Genomic DNA, 15662 nt, shown 5'->3' on the forward strand with positions numbered 1-15662 from the left:
GAACAGTGCCCCCATGACCCAGATCCTCGCGCTGCACTCCTATCGGGGCGGCACCGGAAAAACCAATGTGGCCGGCAACCTCGCCGCCGAGCTGGTGCGCGCCGGCCGCCGCGTGGCGCTGGTGGATGCGGACATCCAATCCCCCGGCATCCACGTCCTGTTCGAGGTGGACGTGGACGAGGTCAGCACCCTCAATGATTTCCTCTGGGGCCGCTGCGCGATCGACAAGGTGGCGGTGGACGTGACCCATATGGTGGCGCGCGCCGTGCCGCCGGAGGAAGTGCCCCGTCTCGGCCATCTCAGCCTGCTGCCCGCGAGCCTGAAGGCGGTGGATATCGCCCGCGTGGTGAAGGAAGGCTATGAGGTGGAGCTGTTGAACGAGGGGCTGATCGCGCTCTGCCGCTCGCTCGCCCTCGACTATCTGATCCTCGACACCCATCCCGGCCTCAATAACGAGACCCTGCTGTCGATCGCCATTTCCGATATCGCGCTGATTCTGCTGCGGCCGGACCACCAGGACTACCAGGGCACGGCGGTGACGATGCAGCTGGCCCGCCGGCTGGAGGTGCCGCGCATCGTCATGGCAGTCAACAAGGTGCATCCCGATTTCGACACCGCCGTGCTCTCCGAGCGGATCTCGGAGACCTATGGTGCGGAAGTCGGCGCCATGATCCTGATGAGCGACGAACTGGTGCGCACCGGCTCTTCCGGGCTGGTCTCGCTGCTCTATCCGCAGATCGACTTCTCGCGCGGGGTGCGCCAGCTGGCGATGGCGCTGGAGCGGGACGCCTCAATCCTCCCCGCGCCGGCCGATGAGGCTGGGCAATAGCGCGGCCGCGAGAGCTCGGGCATCGGCGGGGCGGTCCGCCCGGTTGAACGACAGCGCATGCTCCAACGCCCGCCGGGCCATGTCCGGCATGCCGGGAATTGGCGCGGGCACCAGCCCGAGCTGGGCCGCCTCCCCCGCCGGGCGGCGCCCATAGGGATGCTCGCCCGAATAGACCAGATAGATGAGACAGCCGAGCGAGAACACGTCGTCACGCGGATCGCGCGGCGCGCCCGCGATCATCTCCGGGCTGGAGAAGGCGGGCGTATAGGCGGCCAGCCCCTCGGGATTGAACCCGCCGCCCCGCAGCGCCACGGCGACGCCGAAATCCAGCACCTTGGCCATGCCTTCGCGGGTGATGAACACATTACCCGGCTTGAGATCCCCATGCACGATGCCGAGCGCATGGGCATGGGACATCGCCGCCAGCACCCCGGAGACCACGTGGCCGGCGAGATCCACGTCCAGCGGCTCCCCCGGCGTGCGGCGTAGCGCGAGGTCGAGCGTCTCGCCCTGGAGCAGCTCCATCACGAAGAAGGCATGCGGCCCGTCGCGGTCGAAATCGAAGATCGGACAGATGTTGGGGTGGGAGAGCAATTGCACCTTGCGCGCCTCCGCCTCCAGCGCCGCCAGCGCGTCGGGATGCAGGCGGAACTGGGCGGACAGCACCTTGAGCGCCACATAGGGATCGGGGTCGCCCGCCTCCAGGCGGCGGCGATCGACCGCGCGGAACACTTCGCCCATGCCGCCGTGGCCCAGCTCGTCGTCGAGCACGAAGCGATCCTTCAGCATGAAGCCGATGGCGAGCTTGGGCGCGGCGGTGGGCAGGCGCTTGGGCTCCAGCCGCTCGCCGTCATGGACCAGATCCGCCTGCCGACGCACCCGCATGCTGCGGAAGCCGGAGAGCCAGCCGTCCAGATGGCGTTCGTTGAGCCCGGGGCCGTGCGCCTCGGCGCCCTTGTGGCGCAGGCCACGCAGGCCGGACAGCAGGGCCGAAGTAATGCTCTCCTCGATCCGGGCGCGCGGCGTCGCGGAACCGGCGTCGGCCGCATCCGGGGCGGCGGCGAGCGGGGTGCGACCGCGGGGCCGCGTGGGCAATGTGGGAAGCGGAAGCGGCGCGGGAACCCGCGGCGCGACCTCGCGGGGCGTTCCATCGCGCGGGGTGCCATCGCGGGGCACAGGCGCACGTGGTCCGCCGGGCGTGGGAAGCGCACCACCGCTCGGCCCCGCCAGCGCACCCGCCGCGCTCGGTGGCAGCAGAGGCCTTCGGGCGACGCCCGTCTCCGGCGCCTGGAGGGGCGCGGGCTGGAGGGGCGCGGGGGCAAAGCCCGTCCGGTCGCGGGCGAAGCGGTCGGGCGCCCCGGCCGGGGGCGGCGCCACCTCCGGCGGCTCGAAGGCGCGGACCGCGTCCGGCGCGAGGCCGCGACGGTCCAGCAGCGGCCGCTCGTCGAGACCACCCCGCGCGTCCGACAGCGGCAGCGGGCGCACGGACCGGCGCGGATCGACCACCGGGCGAAGCGTGCGCTCCTCCTGGGGCTGCGGCAACGGCGTGCGCCGGGAGGATGCAGCGTCGAAGCTGGCCGGCGGCGCCGGCTCGAAGTCCGCGGGATCGGGCGGAAGCAGCGGCTCTCGCCGTCCCATCGGGACGCCGGCTTGCGCGGACGGCAAGGCGCGGCGCGGATCGGTCCGACGGAGATCGGTGCCACGCGGATCGGCCCCACGCGGAGCGGAGCGGAGCGGATCGGGGGAAAGCGAACGGCGGCGTTCCGGCATCGCGCCGGCGCGCACGCGATCGAGCAGCAGCGCCGCGAGGCGCTCCGGCAGGCGGCCGGCGGTGACGAAATGCGTGAGGACGGCGGCGATCTCCTCCGGCGCGACGCCGCAGCCCACCAGCCGCTCGCCCAGGTGCTGGACGCCGATCTCGCCAGTCAGGAAAAGCTCGATGGCCTCGACTGCGGAGGAATATCCGGCCATGTCCCGACCCTTGTGCTGACCCGTGACACGCCCTGTTTCCGCCGGGTCCTGATTGCTTCCGCGCCAGCGCCCCGCGCCAGTGTTAGTGCCAGTGCCGCAGCGCCCATATGCGCGCCTGATCTCACGGCACTTTAGCACCGGCGCCGGCGAACGGCAGCGATTTCCCTGTCGCCCTCGGATCGCATCGCATCGACGCGGTGGCGCAGTGCAAAACCCTAGAACCAGTTGTGATAATAAACCTTCACCAGCGGGATCGAGACCGCCAAGGCGGTGATGTTCACCGTCGCCGCATTCAGTGCGTTTTCCTGGATGGGCGCGATGGCCCGCCAATCGGCGAAGTCGATATTGCGGAAGCCCACGACCACGCCGAGAAACGCGGTGTCCAGCGGCACGTCGTCCTTGTAGCCCTCCACCTTGCCGGGAGCCATGAGGAATTCCCGCTTGCCCAGCATGTCCTGGCCGAGCGTGGCGGCATCGGCATTGAACAAAGACGAGAAGTCCGCCTGCTGAAAGGCATTGTCGGTCTTCAGCGTATAGAGGCGGATGATCACCGGCGTGGCGGTGCCGTCGGGCGCCGGGTTGATCGACAGGTCGGCCGTGATCTTGGCGCTGACCTGGGTGGATTTCGGCGGCTTCAGCGCGCTGCATCCGGCAAGCGTGAACAGGCTGCCGAGCACGAGCGCCCGGCGCCCGCTCTGGAATGAGGCCTGCTGTGCGCGGGCGGCGAAATCGCGACCCATCTGATCCTCACCCATCTGATCTCGTTGCTGAATAGGGGTTGGCCCGATCCGGTGCGGGCCGATGCGTTCGCCCCCGGACTGCGGATGCGGCGCGGAAGCGCCGGGCGCCGCAGCCGGGCCGGATTTATCCCGGCAATGGGGGGTTAAATCACGATTTTCGTTACAGAATGACGACGGCGCGCCATCCGCTCGCGGGGCGCTCATGCCGGAAGCCTTTCGCCAGAGGGCTCGATGCGCGGAATGCGCGCAATGACGGGAACGCCGAAAATGCGTGCGAAGTCGCCCGGCTTACGCAAGCGGGTGTCGAGAAATTCCGCCATGCCGGCCAAACCTGCTCCAAGGGCTATGCCGGCGACGATGCCGGCGAGGATATAGACGATATAACCCGGCGTGATCTTGCGGGCCGGACTGTCGGGGTCTTCCAGCACCTTCACGCGCTCGGGCGCCTCGAACACGCCGAGCGCGCCGGTGACGCGCGCCATCTCATAGCGCTTGGCGAGGGCGTCGTAATTGTCCCGCGCCATGCCCACCTCGCGCTCCAGCTGCTGCTGCTGCCGGTCGATGGGCCCGAACGCCGCGATGTCGCGTTGCAAAGTGGCGATCACTTCCTTGATCTGCTCGACCTCCTTGGCCAGCGTCACCCGACGGGCCTGCGCCTCCTGAAGACGCTGCAATTGCGACACCAGCAGCGGGGCCGAGCCGAGGGCCTGGCCGTTCTCGCCGGGCTGGGTCACCCCGGCGGCGAGGTTCCATAGCCGGTCGAGATCCACGGTCTCGATGTTCTTCGCCGCTCCGAGCAGGTGCTGGCGCTCCTCCTCGAGCCGGGCGAGCTTGCGCTCGGCCGCCTGCACCTCGGAATGCGCGTCGGTATAGCGCGCGCGCAGGCTCGCGAGCTCGGCGGAGACCTGCACGATGGATTCCTCGATGCGCCCGATCAAGGGGTTGGTGCTGGCGAGGCGCTTGCGCAGATCCTGAAGCGCGGCATCCGCGCTGCCCAGCGCCATCTGCTTTTCCTCCAATTGCTGGATCAGCCCGGCAAGCCGCTGGACCGTGGCGTTATAGAGCGCCGGCAGCTTGTCCGCATTGGCGGAGCGGAATGCGGCGAAGGCCTGCTCGGCCTGATCGAGGCTGGCGCGGCGCTCGTCCATCTGCTGCTTCAGGAAGCGCTCGCTGTCCTGGACCGATGTGCGCTCGGGCGAGACCAGGCGCTCCACGAAGCGGTTTGCAATGGCGGTCAGCGTCGCCGCCGGCGAGAGCGGATCGCCGGAGCGCAGCCGCATTTCGATGATGTCGCTGCCCACCAGCTGGATGTTCACCGCCAGCGAAAGCGCCCGCACCATGTAATCGCGGTCGCGCGGGTCCGTGGTCGGTCCGATCCGCCCGAGATCCTCCAGCACCTTGCCCAGCACCACCTCCGAATGGGCGAGCGCGACCAGGGCCGACATGCGCTCCTTCAGATTGGGATTGATGGAGATATCCTTCAGGATCGGGTTGAGCTTGGAGGGCTCCTGCACCAGCATCGTCATGCGCGCCTCGTAGCGCTTGGGGGCGACCATGGCGGTCACCACCGCGAGCGGCGGCAGAAGCAGCAGCGGGATGAACGCCAGGAATCGGCGCCGCCACGCCACCTGGGCGATATAAGCGAGGGTGTCCGCGGTGCTTTCGAACAGCGCGCTCATGGGCGGCTTCCCGCGAGGATGCGCACCGTATCGGGCTCAAGATCCGGGTCGTAGAGTTGGGTGGCGGGAAGATCCGGCGGCAGCAGAGCCTTGACCGCACGCGCCCGCTTGTTCGCCAGCAGCGCCTGGGCGAACGGATCGTCGGCGGAGCCCGGGCCGGCAAGCACGGTGACCGGGCGGCCGGGACCGAGCCGGGCCGCCTTGAGCGCCCTGGCCAAAGCCGCCGCGTCGGCCGCGCTCGGCGCGTCCTGCCCGGGCTCGAACACGATGTCGATCAGCGGCGCACGGGTGGACGGGCGCGGCAGGGCGCCCGTGGTGTCTCCCGTGGAATCTGCGGCGAACGCGCTGACCTGCCGCGCGGCGGGAAGACCGGCGGACGCCGAGGACGGCACTGGGGACGGCGTCGCGGCGAGCAGCGCGCGGCGGGCCGCGGCGGCTTCCGGCGTCGCGGCCTCGGGGGGAGGCCCGCCCGCCATACCGGACGCGGCGGAGGCGGAGGCATTCGAAGGCGCCTGTGCGAGTGTCGGTTGGTCCTGGACCGCACGGGCGCGCGCCAGAATGTCGGTGACGCTCACGGCGGACCCGTCGCCCTTCTGCGCCGACGCGGCGGCGCGCGCCTCGCGCAGCCTGTCTTCCGCCATCACCGTCGTCTGCACCGAAACCGGAATGAGTGCGGTGGGGTCGCGCGGGCCCGCGCAGCCGCCCAGCCCTCCCGCGAGCAGAGCCCACAGAAGGACGGCGGCGAAGCGTTCTGGAGCACGCCGGCTTCCCATCACCCTTTCCCCCGAAGCGCCCATCCCCGAATCGGCGGACCGCAGGCCGCAAGTTTACCGTCATCCGCCTTAATAGATGATTCCCCTGCGGCGCCGGCCATCGCCGCGCGTTCAGAACCGCCCGAGCGCGGTCTCCACCGCCTCGGCGCGCAGGTCCCATCCCTCCTGCGCCACTGCCAGCTGGCGCAGCCGGGCCAGGGCGCCGCCGGCCTGGTGCGCCGCCGCCTCGATGGCGCCCGCGAGATCGCCGCCGGGATCGATGGCGCTGACGAGATGGGCATAGGGCGCGAGCGCGGGAAAGCGGGTCGCCGCCACCGGCGTGCCGCTGGCAAGATATTCCCGCAGCTTCAGCGGGTTGCAGGCTCGGATCTGCGGCGTGTCGCGGAACGGGATGAGCGACACCGTCCAATGCTGCACATAGCCCGGCAGCGCCGCATGGGGCCGCGCGCCGAGAAAGCGCACATTCTCCAGCCGGGCCAGGGCCGAAACATCGGTGCGCACCGGCCCGATGAACACGAACGTCCAATCGAACAGCGCCTGCGCCGCGCGCGCCAGCATCGGCAGGTCCAGCCAGTCGGACACGCTGCCGTAGAAGCCGGCCACCTTGCCCTGCGGCAGATCGGCGGCGGGCGGGGCGGGGCTGGAGAACACGCGCGCGTCCACCCCATGGGGCACCAGCACCGTCTTTTCGCGCGGAAAGCGCTCCGCGAGCACCGGGCTCGCGGCGATCACGAGGTCGGCCTTCTCCACCAGCCGGCGCTCCATATCCAGTACCGGCGCATGGTCGACGCCCGAGAGCGCGCCGAAATCATCGCCGCAATAATAGACCACCGCCCGCTCGCCGAGCGTTCCCACCACCGGCAAGGCGCTCGGCAGCGAGGTCCACAGGATCGGCCGAACCATGTTTTCCTGCGCCATCACGGCGCGCAATTGCCCGCCCAGGAGGCTGGCGTTCGCCGCCTCCGCAAGCGGATTGCCGGGCCAGGGCACGGCGCGCGGCGCCACCACGCGAAAGCCGGGGGCGGCGCCCGGCGCATCGACCACAGATGCATCGGCGGATGCCGGCGAACCGGCAAGCGCGGCGAGCTTGTGCGCCACCCGCCGCATGTCGCCCAGGCGCGGACGCCGCAGGCCGATGGAATTCACCCACACGATCTTATGGGTGCGCGCCAGATGGCCGATGAGATGCTGGGTCGAAGAGGGATGGCCGCCCCAATCCTCGCCGAAGACGATCAGATCAGCTGCCATGACCGCCCCTCTCTCCCTGTTCGCCCCGCTCCCCCTGGCCGGGCGGCGCCGGCGCGTGCGCGCGGGGAAAGGCCGCCCGCGGCGCCGGGCGCGGCGGTGGGAGAAAGTCCGCTTCCCCCTCCGCGTCCGGGGGCGCGAGCGCGCGATCCAGTGCGACGCTGAGGGCGAGGATGACATAAAGCGGCCATGTGGTGCCCTGTGTGAGGAAGGTGCCGGAGACACAGAAGCTGGCGAGCCCCGCCAGCAGCGCCACCGCCGACATTTTCAAGCGCGGATCCACCTCCGGCGCCTGCGCCGCCTTCAGGGAATGCAGGCACATGCGCCACATACAGGTGACCAGCACCATCAATGTGACGAAACCGGGTACGCCGATCTCGCCGAGAATGCCGAACCAGGTGGAATGCACGGCATGGGGCTTGCCGTCCCAGGTATCGGAATATTCGAAATAATTGGCCGTGAAATTGGCGATGCCGACGCCGGTGAGCGGATTGTGGATCGCCATGCTGGTGGCGGCGCGCCAGGCGGTGAGCCGGCCTTCGGACGACTCGTCCACGATCGCCCCTTCGCTCGCCCCGCCCGACGAGCGGCCGGAAATGCCGGCGGCGGCGAACAGAATGAAGAGACAGACGAGGCCGCCGCCGATCAGCACCAGCTTGCTCTTCACGAACCGGCTGCCGATCACCGCCGCCACCGCCGCGAGCCCCAGCAGCCCGCCGCGGCTCTGGGTGCACATGATGCCCCAGAAGATGGTGCCGCAGGCCACGGCGCCGAGCAGCCGGTCGGCCCAGCCGCAGCGTCCCATGAGCAAGGCGGCGGCGAACGAGAAGGGAAACAGCAGCGCCAGCGCGAGATCGTTGGGATCGCCCAGCAGCGAGCGGATGTTGCGCCCGATGGTGACGCGCGACCCCTCCACGAGGCCGATGCCATTCATCCAATTATAGATCGCCACCATGGCCACCACCGAGCCGAACACGCAGAACGACCGGCTGATGAGGCTGAAATCCTCCGGCTTGCGCGTCGCCCAGGCCACCACGAAGGTCATCAGACCGATCTTCACGAACACGTCGGCCCAAAAGGTGAAGGCCAGATCCTTGCTTTTCGCGAACACCACCGAGACCGTGCAGAAGAAGAAGAACAGCGCGAAGATTTTCAATTCGCGCGTCCAGAACACTTTCATCGTCCGCAGGAAGAACAGGTGCCAGCCGATCACCGCGATGGTGAGCACGGCCAGCAGCAGCGGGATCTTCAGATTGAGCAGGACCGGGAACACCTCGGGAATGCGCAGGAAGGAGAAGATGATGAACAGGATGCACGGCACGAACGGCCAGCGGAACGCGAAGATCAGGAAGATCAGCCCGAACGCCAGGGCGATCGGCACCACCGGTTCGGCGACGCTGAGCCAGGCCGCGAACACCGCCAGCACCGCGCCCACCGCGATGGCGATCTCGCGCCAGGGACGCGGGCGCGGATCGGCGGGAGGGTCGAAAAGGCGTTCGGTCACACGGGGCTCGCGGCGCAGCAGGCGATGGCGGCGAGTCTACACGCGCCCGTCCCGCCCCGCGAGGGCGGCATCATAAAGCGCGAGAATTTGAGGCAGGCGCGCATGCGGCCCGTAGGCGGCCTGCACCTTCTCCCAGGCTCGATGCGAGAGCGCGGCGCGCGCGGCCGCATCCGCCCCCGTCCAGCGCTCCAGCACGGCAGCGGCGGCAGCGAGATCGCCCGGCGCGAACAAATAGCCGTTCGCGCCATCGTCGATCAGCTCCGGCAAGGCGCCGAGCCGGCTTGCCGCCACGGGCACTCCGGCCGCCATGGCCTCGATGGCGGCCATGGGCAGGCCCTCCGCGCGCGAGGGCATGAGCAGCAGGCCGATGCGCGGCCAGATGGCGGCGGGATCGCTCACCATGCCGTGGAACCGCACCCGCCCGCCATGGGCGGCCTCAAGACCGGGGCGCATCGGCCCGTCGCCGAACATCTCGAACGACAGGCGACCGGCGAACCGTTCCGCCAGGGCGCAGAACAGGTCCGGCCCTTTCTCCGCGCTCAGCCGGCCGACGAAGGCGATGACGCGCGAGGGCGGCGGCGGCGGCGCCTGGTCCGGCACCGGCACGAAATTGCCGATCACCGACACCGGCTGCGGCAAGGTTTGCGCGATCGGTTCGCTCACCGCGATGCGCGGGCCGAGGCGCGCGGTGGCGGCATCGAGCACCTGATAGAGCGAAACCGGAAACCGCCCCTTCTCGCCCGCGTGGAAGGTGGAGAGGCAAGGAATGCCGGCGAGGCGCGCGGCGAACCGGCCGAGAATGCCGGCCTTATAGCCATGGGTGTGCAGCAAAGCGGGTAGCCCATCCGCCAGCGCCGCGCGCAGCGGCCGGAAGCCGCCGGGCAACACCGTGAACGGCACGGCGGCGGCGCGCAGCTGGCGCAGGAAATCATGATCGCCATGGTCGGCCAGCAGCACCGCCCGCGCCGGCCGGCCGGCGTCATTCAGCGCCTGGGTGAGGATCGCCACATGGCGCTCGATGCCGCCAATGCCGCGCGAATCCACCAATTGCCAGATTTCCCCGCCCGCCACGCCGCCTCCCCTTTCCGTCCCGAACCCTGCCACCTGGCCCCCGCACACCTGGCCCCCACCGGGCCCCCGTCCGTTTGTGACCCGCCCGTTTGCGACCCGCGGTCATCATGCCGCGTCATGCCCGGCCTTGTGCCGGGTATCCACGCCGAACCGCCAGCGATAATTTAGCCCGTGCCCGCCGCCGCCGGGCGCGGATGGCCGGCAAAGGGCTGGCGCTGACGGTGGAAAATCGTCGGCGTGGCCGCGGTCCACGCTCCGAAAGACAGTCGCGGACGGATGGAGTCTCGCAGCGCGGCGGGTTGTGGCGATTGGACCCAGCCCTGCGCGCCGCGCGCATCTTCGGCTGCGCCGCCGGGTGCCCATGGACGCCGGCTCTGATATATGCGTTTTCCGCACACGAACGAACGAAGGGCGCCGCCGATCATGGCCAATGTGACAGCTTTCCCGGATAAGGCCACCATCGCCGAGCTTTCGGCGCGCATGTTCCTTGAAGTGGAGGCGGTGCGCTTCTCGTCCGGCGAGCCCTTCATCTTCACCTCGGGCTGGGCGAGCCCGGTCTATATCGACTGCCGCCGGCTGATCTCGTTTCCGCGCGTGCGCCAGGCGCTGGTGGATTTCGCGGTCTCCACCATCTATCGCGAGATCGGCTTCGAGAAGTTCGACAGCGTCGCCGGCGGCGAGACCGCGGGCATCCCGTTCGCGGCCTGGATTTCCGACCGCATGATGCTGCCCATGCAATATATCCGCAAGAAGCCCAAGGGCTTCGGCCGCAACGCCCAGATCGAGGGCCACCTCTCGGCGGGCGAACGGGTGCTGCTGGTGGAGGATCTCACCACCGACGGGCGCAGCAAGGTGAATTTCGTCAATGCCCTGCGCACCGCCGGCGCGGAATGCGAGCATTGCTTCGTGTTCTTCTATTACGACATCTTCGCCGAAGCGGCGGGGGTGTTCGCCGAATCCGGCCTGTCGCTGCATCGCCTGCTCACCTGGTGGGACATCCTCGCCGAGGTGAAGCGGCAGAACCTGTTCCCCGCGGCCCAGGTGGCCGAGATCGAATCCTTCCTCAACGATCCGCACGCCTGGTCGAAAGCCCATGGCGGCGTCGCGCAGATGGCCGAATAGCACCCGCGCGATGGATCTCTATCCCCTCCTGCGTCCCGCGCTGAGCCGCATCTCGCCCGAGACCGCCCATGCGCTCGCGATCCGCGCCCTGCGCGCGGGTTTCGGGCCGAAAGCGCGGACCGATTGCGATCCCATTCTCGCGACGCGGGTCTGGAACCTTGATTTCCCCAATCCGGTGGGCCTCGCCGCCGGGTTCGACAAGCATGCCGAAGTGCTCGACCCGCTGCTGCACATGGGCTTCGGCTTCGTGGAGGCGGGTTCGGTGACGCCGCGCCCGCAGAGCGGCAATCCCAAGCCGCGCCTGTTCCGCCTGGATGAGGACGATGGCGTCATCAACCGCTTCGGCTTCAATTCCGAGGGGCTCGCGCCGTTCATCTACCGACTCGGCAAGCGGCTCGGGTCCGGCGGCATCGTCGGCGCCAATGTGGGGAAGAACAAGGATACCGAGGACGCCAGCGAGGATTATGCCGCCGGCATCTCGGCCACCTGCCGCCTCGCCGATTATCTCGTGTGCAACCTCTCCTCGCCCAACACACCGGGCCTGCGCGATCTCCAGGCCCGCGCCGAGATGGGGCGGCTGATCGACCATGCGCTCGCCGCGCGCAACGAGAGCATTCCCGATCCCGTCGGCCGCCCGCCGCTGCTGGTGAAGATCGCCCCCGATCTCGACGACGCGGCGCTCGCCGACATCGTCGAAGTGGTGCTGGAGACCGGCGCAGACGGCATCATTCTCGGCAACACCACATTGTCGCGTCCGGCGAGCCTGCGCAGCGCCCACAAAAGCGAGACCGGCGGTCTCTCCGGCAAGCCGCTGATGGCGCTCTCCACCGAGCGCCTGGCGGCGCTCGCGCGCCTCACGCAGGGCCGCATTCCGCTGATCGGCTGCGGCGGCATCGCCTCGGGCGCGGACGCCTATGCCAAGATCCGGGCCGGGGCGAGCCTGGTGCAGCTTTATTCAGCGCTGGTGTTCAAGGGGCCCGGCCTGGTGGTGCGCGTGCGCGACGAGCTGGCCGCCCATTTGCGCGCCGACGGATTTTCCTCGGTGGCCGAGGCGGTGGGCGCGGACTTGCGCTGACGCGTGGCGGTTTCCGCGCCCTGCGCCTCCAACGTTGGGAGGCCGGCGAGGGATTCGTGCACCATCTCCGCCTTGTGGCGCAGATGCTCGCGCAGCACCGTCCCGAGCGCCGCCCCGTCGCGGGCGATCAGCGCCTCCATCATGCGCTCATGGTCCTCCACCGCCTCCAGCCAGCGGGCGGGCGATTTGCGCGCCACGAAGCGGATAGCGTGGATGCGCACCATCATGGAATGATAGAGCTGGGTCAGCGGCGCATTGCCGGCGATCTCGAACAGCGCCTCGTGGAACGCCCGGTTCAGATTGAGATAAGGCGCCGACTGGCCGGCGCGATAATGCGCGACCATCGCCTCGTGCAGGACCTTCAGCTCGGCCAGTTTCGCATCGGTGACGCGCGCGCAGGCGAGTTCCCCGGCCAGCGCCTCCAGCGCGCCCATGATGGGGAACAGTGCATCAATCTCACCGTCGGAGAGGCGCGCGACCATGGCGCCGCGATTGGGCGTGAGCGTCAGCAAGCCCTCGGCCGCCAACACCTTCAGCGCCTCCCGCAGCGGCGTGCGCGACACCCCGAACCGCACGCACAAGGCCTGCTCGGCGATCTTGTCGCCGGGCTGAAGCTCGCCGCCGAGGATCAGGTCTCGCACCAAAGGCACCAGGGCGCCATGAAGGCTGCGGCGGACGATCACTGCGCTGTCGGACATGAGGATCTCATTTCTGCGCACAGAGATTTGCCGCCGCCGCGCCGCGATGCAAGCCCCGCGCGCATCCGCCGGCCGCTTTCGCGCGGATCGGCCTTTTTTGCGATCGCCGCGCCCGCCAAACAGGCAGGCGCGCGCGCAAAATGCGATCAGATCGAGCGGGCGCCGATGCCCACCAGCAGGCTCGCCGCGATGCCGCGCGCGATTTCCGGCGAGGGATCGCCGGCGAACGCCCTGAGTCGCCCGACCAGCGAAGCCCAGGTCCGGCCCGCCGCAAGGTCGGCTTCCGCCTCCACCAGGGCGATTTGGGTGCGGACCCGGCGGACCGACTTCACCATCGCCGGGCTGGTGCGATCGGCATAGGCATCGACAATCGCATGCAGCGCGGCGATGCGCGCGGCGATGTTCTTGGACACGCTGCCCGGCCGGTCGAGATAATCCACCAAGGTCGCGCCGGAGATGGCGACCGGGTGCCGGTCGGCGATCTTCAGCCACAGTGCCCAGTCCGACGCCGAGGGCACGTCGGTGGGAAAGCCGCCCACCGCCCTCAGGACCTCCGTGCGCGCCACGGCGGTGGAGGTGCCGATGAGATTGCAGCCGAGCAGCGCCGCGCACGGGTCCGCGAGGCGCTGGAACGCGGGGGCGCCGAAGAAGAATTCGTCCGGCTTCACAAGGTCGAAGAAGGTGCTGAAGGTCTGCCCGGCCTCGTTCACGAAGCGATAATCGGTGCCGGTCAGCGCCACCTCGGGGTTGGCCGCATGGTAGGCGAGCTGGCGCGACAGCTTGTGGTCCAGCCATACGTCATCGGCATCGAGAAAGGCGATCAGCTCGCCCTCGGCGCGTTCGATGGCGTGGTTGCGCGCCCGCGCCGGCCCGATGCCGTCCGTGGACAGCACCCGCAGCGCCCGCCAATGGCCCGCCTCCCCCGCCAGGAAGGCGTCGGTGCCATCGGTGGAGCCATCGTCGACCACCAGGATTTTCAGCCCCTCGACCTGCTGAAGGCGAATGCTCGCAAAGGCCTTCGGCAGATAGGCGAGGCAATCGCGCGTCGGCATGACGATGGAACAGATCGGCCGCATGGTCCCCCCGAACTTCCCGCCTGCCTTAGCATGGCGGGGCCTGCGTCCATAGCGGCGCGCGTGCCGCACCCCGGCGCGGCGCAGGCCGTCGCGGCGCGGGCGAAAGGGCTTGCGCGGGATCGGGGAAAAAGGAATCTTCCGCCCGCATCGCCGCAATGGATTGCGGGGCGGATAGAGGCGCAATGACGTTCCGGACCCGCTTCAGCCTCCAGAGACTGCCGGCCGGGGTGCGCGAAAGCCTGTATTACGCCACCGGCATCATCATGGTGCGGGCGATTGGCCTGATCCTGCTGCCGGTCAACACGCGCTTTCTCTCCGCCGACGATTACGGCCATCTGGAAGTGCTGCTCGCCTTCGCCGACGTGGGCTCGCAATTGTTCGCGCTGGCCCTGCCCACGGCGCTGAGCCGGTTCGTCGGGGCGGCGGCGGGCTGGGACGAGCGGCGGCGGGTGTGCGCGGAAATGTTCGGCGTGGCGCTGCTCACCGCGCTTGTCTTCGGCGCCGCCGGGCTGGCGTTCGCGACGCCGCTCGCTTCGGTCCTGCCGGGCACGCCCACGACCTGGGAAGTGCGCATGCTGCTGATCGCCCTGTGCACCGAGGGGTTGCTGGCCGTGGGCCTCACCTGGCTGAGGATTCGCGGACAGGCCGGCACCTTCCTCGCCCTCAGTCTGGGCCGTACGGTTCTGTTCGCGCTACTCTCCATCAGCCTGCTGTATGCCGGCTTCGGCGTCATCGGCATCCTGATCGCCACCGCCGCATCGGCCGGCGCGCAGACGCTCGCCATGGTGTGGCTGGTGGTGAAGGACACCGGCATCCGCCTGCGCGGCATCAATTGGCCGGGGCTGGCGCTCTATGTGGTGCCGCTGCTGCTCTCCGGCATCGCCGCGTTCGCGCTCGGCACGTTCGACCGCTGGATCCTGGCGGATGCGGTGGATCCCGCTGCCCTCGGCCTCTACGGCGTCGCGGTGCGCATCGGCGTGCTGACCGCCGTGCTGCTCCAGCCGTTCCACATGTGGTGGATGCCCAAGCGCTTCATCGTGCTGGAGGAGCCCGAGGGCGCAGCGCGCAGCGCGCGCATGGTGGGTGTGGGCATCCTCATCACGCTTCTGGCGGCGGCGGGCGTGGCGCTCGCGGGGCCCTTGGTCATCACGCTCATGACGCCGCCCGCCTTCCATGCCGCCGCAATCTATGTGCCGTGGCTGGCGCTGATCTATGTGGTGCAGGAATCCACCTCGCTGGTGGCGGTGGGCTGCTTCCTGCGCAAGGACGGCTTCGCGCCGCTGGCCATCAATCTGGTGGCGGCCGGCGTCGTCATCGCCCTCTATTTCGTGTTCATCCCGCGCTATGGGGTCGCCGGCGCCATCGGCGCGACGCTGGCCGCGCAGGTGCTGCGCTTCGCCCTGACCCTGGCGATTTCCTATCATTACGCGCGAATCGCCTATCCCTTCGGCCGGCTCGCCCTGGTGGCGCTGTTCCTGCTCGCGGCGGTGGGCGCGGCGGACGCCTGGGGCGAACCCCTGGCCCTGTTCCTGCTGGCGGGACCGGTGCTCGCGCTCGGCGCCCTGCTGACCCTGGTGCTCGGCCTGGTGCCCGCGGTTTCCGAACGCTGGCCCCTGCTGCGCCGCTTTTCGCCCCTGGGCGGGCGCTGAGGCGGCGCGCGGGGCGATCATGCCCATGCCCCTGCCCCAGCGGCGGATTGCCCCGCGCGCCGCAGGCGCTGACCCGTTCGTGCCGCAGGCGCTTACGCCTTCACGCCGCAGGCGCTTTGCCGCCCACGCGACGTGTGCCTGCCCCTGCGCGCGGCGCGCGTCTGCCGAGCACCTGCCCCAAGTGGCGGCATGACGCTTTCATGACTTTGAGCGCGCCCCCGCCTATGATA

The 15662-nt window shown here is 69.6% G+C and carries 12 protein-coding genes and 1 pseudogene; 4 read left to right on the plus strand and 9 right to left on the minus strand.

Features of this window, described 5'->3' with window-relative positions:
* Nucleotides 1-13 precede the first annotated feature (13 nt).
* Nucleotides 14-829: a MinD/ParA family ATP-binding protein gene (locus V5G24_RS23155; RefSeq protein ID WP_394084045.1), complete on the plus strand. Its 816-nt coding sequence runs from the start codon at nt 14-16 to the stop codon at nt 827-829.
* On the opposite strand, the gene V5G24_RS23160 is transcribed toward V5G24_RS23155, so the two are convergent.
* The 7 genes from V5G24_RS23160 to V5G24_RS23190 form a co-directional block, all read right to left on the minus strand.
* Entirely contained in the window at nt 791-2800 is a 2010-nt protein-coding gene (locus V5G24_RS23160; protein ID WP_394084047.1) for a protein kinase domain-containing protein, read from the minus strand. The two genes, V5G24_RS23155 and V5G24_RS23160, sit on opposite strands and share 39 nt — an antisense overlap.
* A 215-nt stretch (nt 2801-3015) precedes the next feature.
* Complete coding sequence (gene tssJ, locus V5G24_RS23165) at nt 3016-3555, minus strand: type VI secretion system lipoprotein TssJ (protein WP_394084049.1); 540 nt, start codon at nt 3553-3555, stop codon at nt 3016-3018.
* Between the two features lie 185 nt (nt 3556-3740).
* Nucleotides 3741-5219 carry a GumC family protein gene (locus V5G24_RS23170; protein ID WP_394084051.1) on the minus strand — a complete coding sequence of 493 codons (1479 nt, stop codon included), beginning with the start codon at nt 5217-5219 and terminating at the stop codon, nt 3741-3743.
* On the minus strand, nt 5216-5992 hold the full coding sequence (locus tag V5G24_RS23175) for a hypothetical protein (RefSeq protein ID WP_394084053.1): 777 nt from the start codon (nt 5990-5992) through the stop codon (nt 5216-5218). Before V5G24_RS23175 ends, V5G24_RS23170 begins: the two co-directional genes overlap by 4 nt.
* Nucleotides 5993-6103: 111 nt before the next feature.
* Nucleotides 6104-7240 carry a glycosyltransferase gene (locus V5G24_RS23180; RefSeq protein WP_394084055.1) on the minus strand — a complete coding sequence of 379 codons (1137 nt, stop codon included), beginning with the start codon at nt 7238-7240 and terminating at the stop codon, nt 6104-6106.
* On the minus strand, nt 7230-8741 hold the full coding sequence (locus V5G24_RS23185) for an O-antigen ligase family protein (protein ID WP_394084057.1): 1512 nt from the start codon (nt 8739-8741) through the stop codon (nt 7230-7232). Before V5G24_RS23185 ends, V5G24_RS23180 begins: the two co-directional genes overlap by 11 nt.
* 36 nt (nt 8742-8777) lie before the next feature.
* A complete protein-coding gene (locus V5G24_RS23190; protein ID WP_394084059.1) occupies nt 8778-9812 on the minus strand; it encodes a glycosyltransferase family 4 protein in 1035 nt (344 codons plus the stop codon).
* 423 nt (nt 9813-10235) lie between these two features.
* On the opposite strand from V5G24_RS23190, the gene V5G24_RS23195 reads away from it, so the two are divergent.
* Entirely contained in the window at nt 10236-10934 is a 699-nt protein-coding gene (locus V5G24_RS23195; protein WP_394084061.1) for an orotate phosphoribosyltransferase, read from the plus strand.
* A gap of 10 nt (nt 10935-10944) precedes the next feature.
* Nucleotides 10945-12009, plus strand: a complete 1065-nt coding sequence (locus V5G24_RS23200) for a quinone-dependent dihydroorotate dehydrogenase (protein WP_394084063.1) — start codon at nt 10945-10947, stop codon at nt 12007-12009.
* A 137-nt stretch (nt 12010-12146) separates the two neighbouring features.
* Here the strand turns inward: V5G24_RS23200 and V5G24_RS23205 are convergent.
* Nucleotides 12147-12707 (minus strand): annotated as a pseudogene (locus tag V5G24_RS23205) (GntR family transcriptional regulator); the annotation flags it as partial.
* 146 nt (nt 12708-12853) lie between these two features.
* The gene (locus V5G24_RS23210) at nt 12854-13783 is read right to left on the minus strand and encodes a glycosyltransferase family 2 protein (protein WP_394084065.1); all 930 of its coding nucleotides are present in this window, start codon (nt 13781-13783) and stop codon (nt 12854-12856) included.
* Nucleotides 13784-13965: 182 nt separating this feature from the next.
* Here V5G24_RS23210 and V5G24_RS23215 point away from each other — a divergent pair, with 182 nt between their 5' ends.
* Nucleotides 13966-15432, plus strand: a complete 1467-nt coding sequence (locus V5G24_RS23215) for a lipopolysaccharide biosynthesis protein (RefSeq protein WP_394084067.1) — start codon at nt 13966-13968, stop codon at nt 15430-15432.
* Nucleotides 15433-15662 lie beyond the last annotated feature (230 nt).

Origin of the sequence: Roseixanthobacter finlandensis, assembly GCF_043195105.2 — a bacterium.
In the GTDB taxonomy this organism is placed as follows: Bacteria; Pseudomonadota; Alphaproteobacteria; order Rhizobiales; family Xanthobacteraceae; genus NCEH01.

Coding starts and splice junctions, on each gene's coding strand:
- V5G24_RS23155 (WP_394084045.1), top strand. CDS start 14: ATGACCCAGATCCTCGCGCTGCACTCCTATCGGGGCGGCACCGGAAAA.
- V5G24_RS23160 (WP_394084047.1), bottom strand. CDS start 2,800: ATGGCCGGATATTCCTCCGCAGTCGAGGCCATCGAGCTTTTCCTGACT.
- tssJ (WP_394084049.1), bottom strand. CDS start 3,555: ATGGGTGAGGATCAGATGGGTCGCGATTTCGCCGCCCGCGCACAGCAG.
- V5G24_RS23170 (WP_394084051.1), bottom strand. CDS start 5,219: ATGAGCGCGCTGTTCGAAAGCACCGCGGACACCCTCGCTTATATCGCC.
- V5G24_RS23175 (WP_394084053.1), bottom strand. CDS start 5,992: ATGGGAAGCCGGCGTGCTCCAGAACGCTTCGCCGCCGTCCTTCTGTGG.
- V5G24_RS23180 (WP_394084055.1), bottom strand. CDS start 7,240: ATGGCAGCTGATCTGATCGTCTTCGGCGAGGATTGGGGCGGCCATCCC.
- V5G24_RS23195 (WP_394084061.1), top strand. CDS start 10,236: ATGGCCAATGTGACAGCTTTCCCGGATAAGGCCACCATCGCCGAGCTT.
- V5G24_RS23200 (WP_394084063.1), top strand. CDS start 10,945: ATGGATCTCTATCCCCTCCTGCGTCCCGCGCTGAGCCGCATCTCGCCC.
- V5G24_RS23210 (WP_394084065.1), bottom strand. CDS start 13,783: ATGCGGCCGATCTGTTCCATCGTCATGCCGACGCGCGATTGCCTCGCC.
- V5G24_RS23215 (WP_394084067.1), top strand. CDS start 13,966: ATGACGTTCCGGACCCGCTTCAGCCTCCAGAGACTGCCGGCCGGGGTG.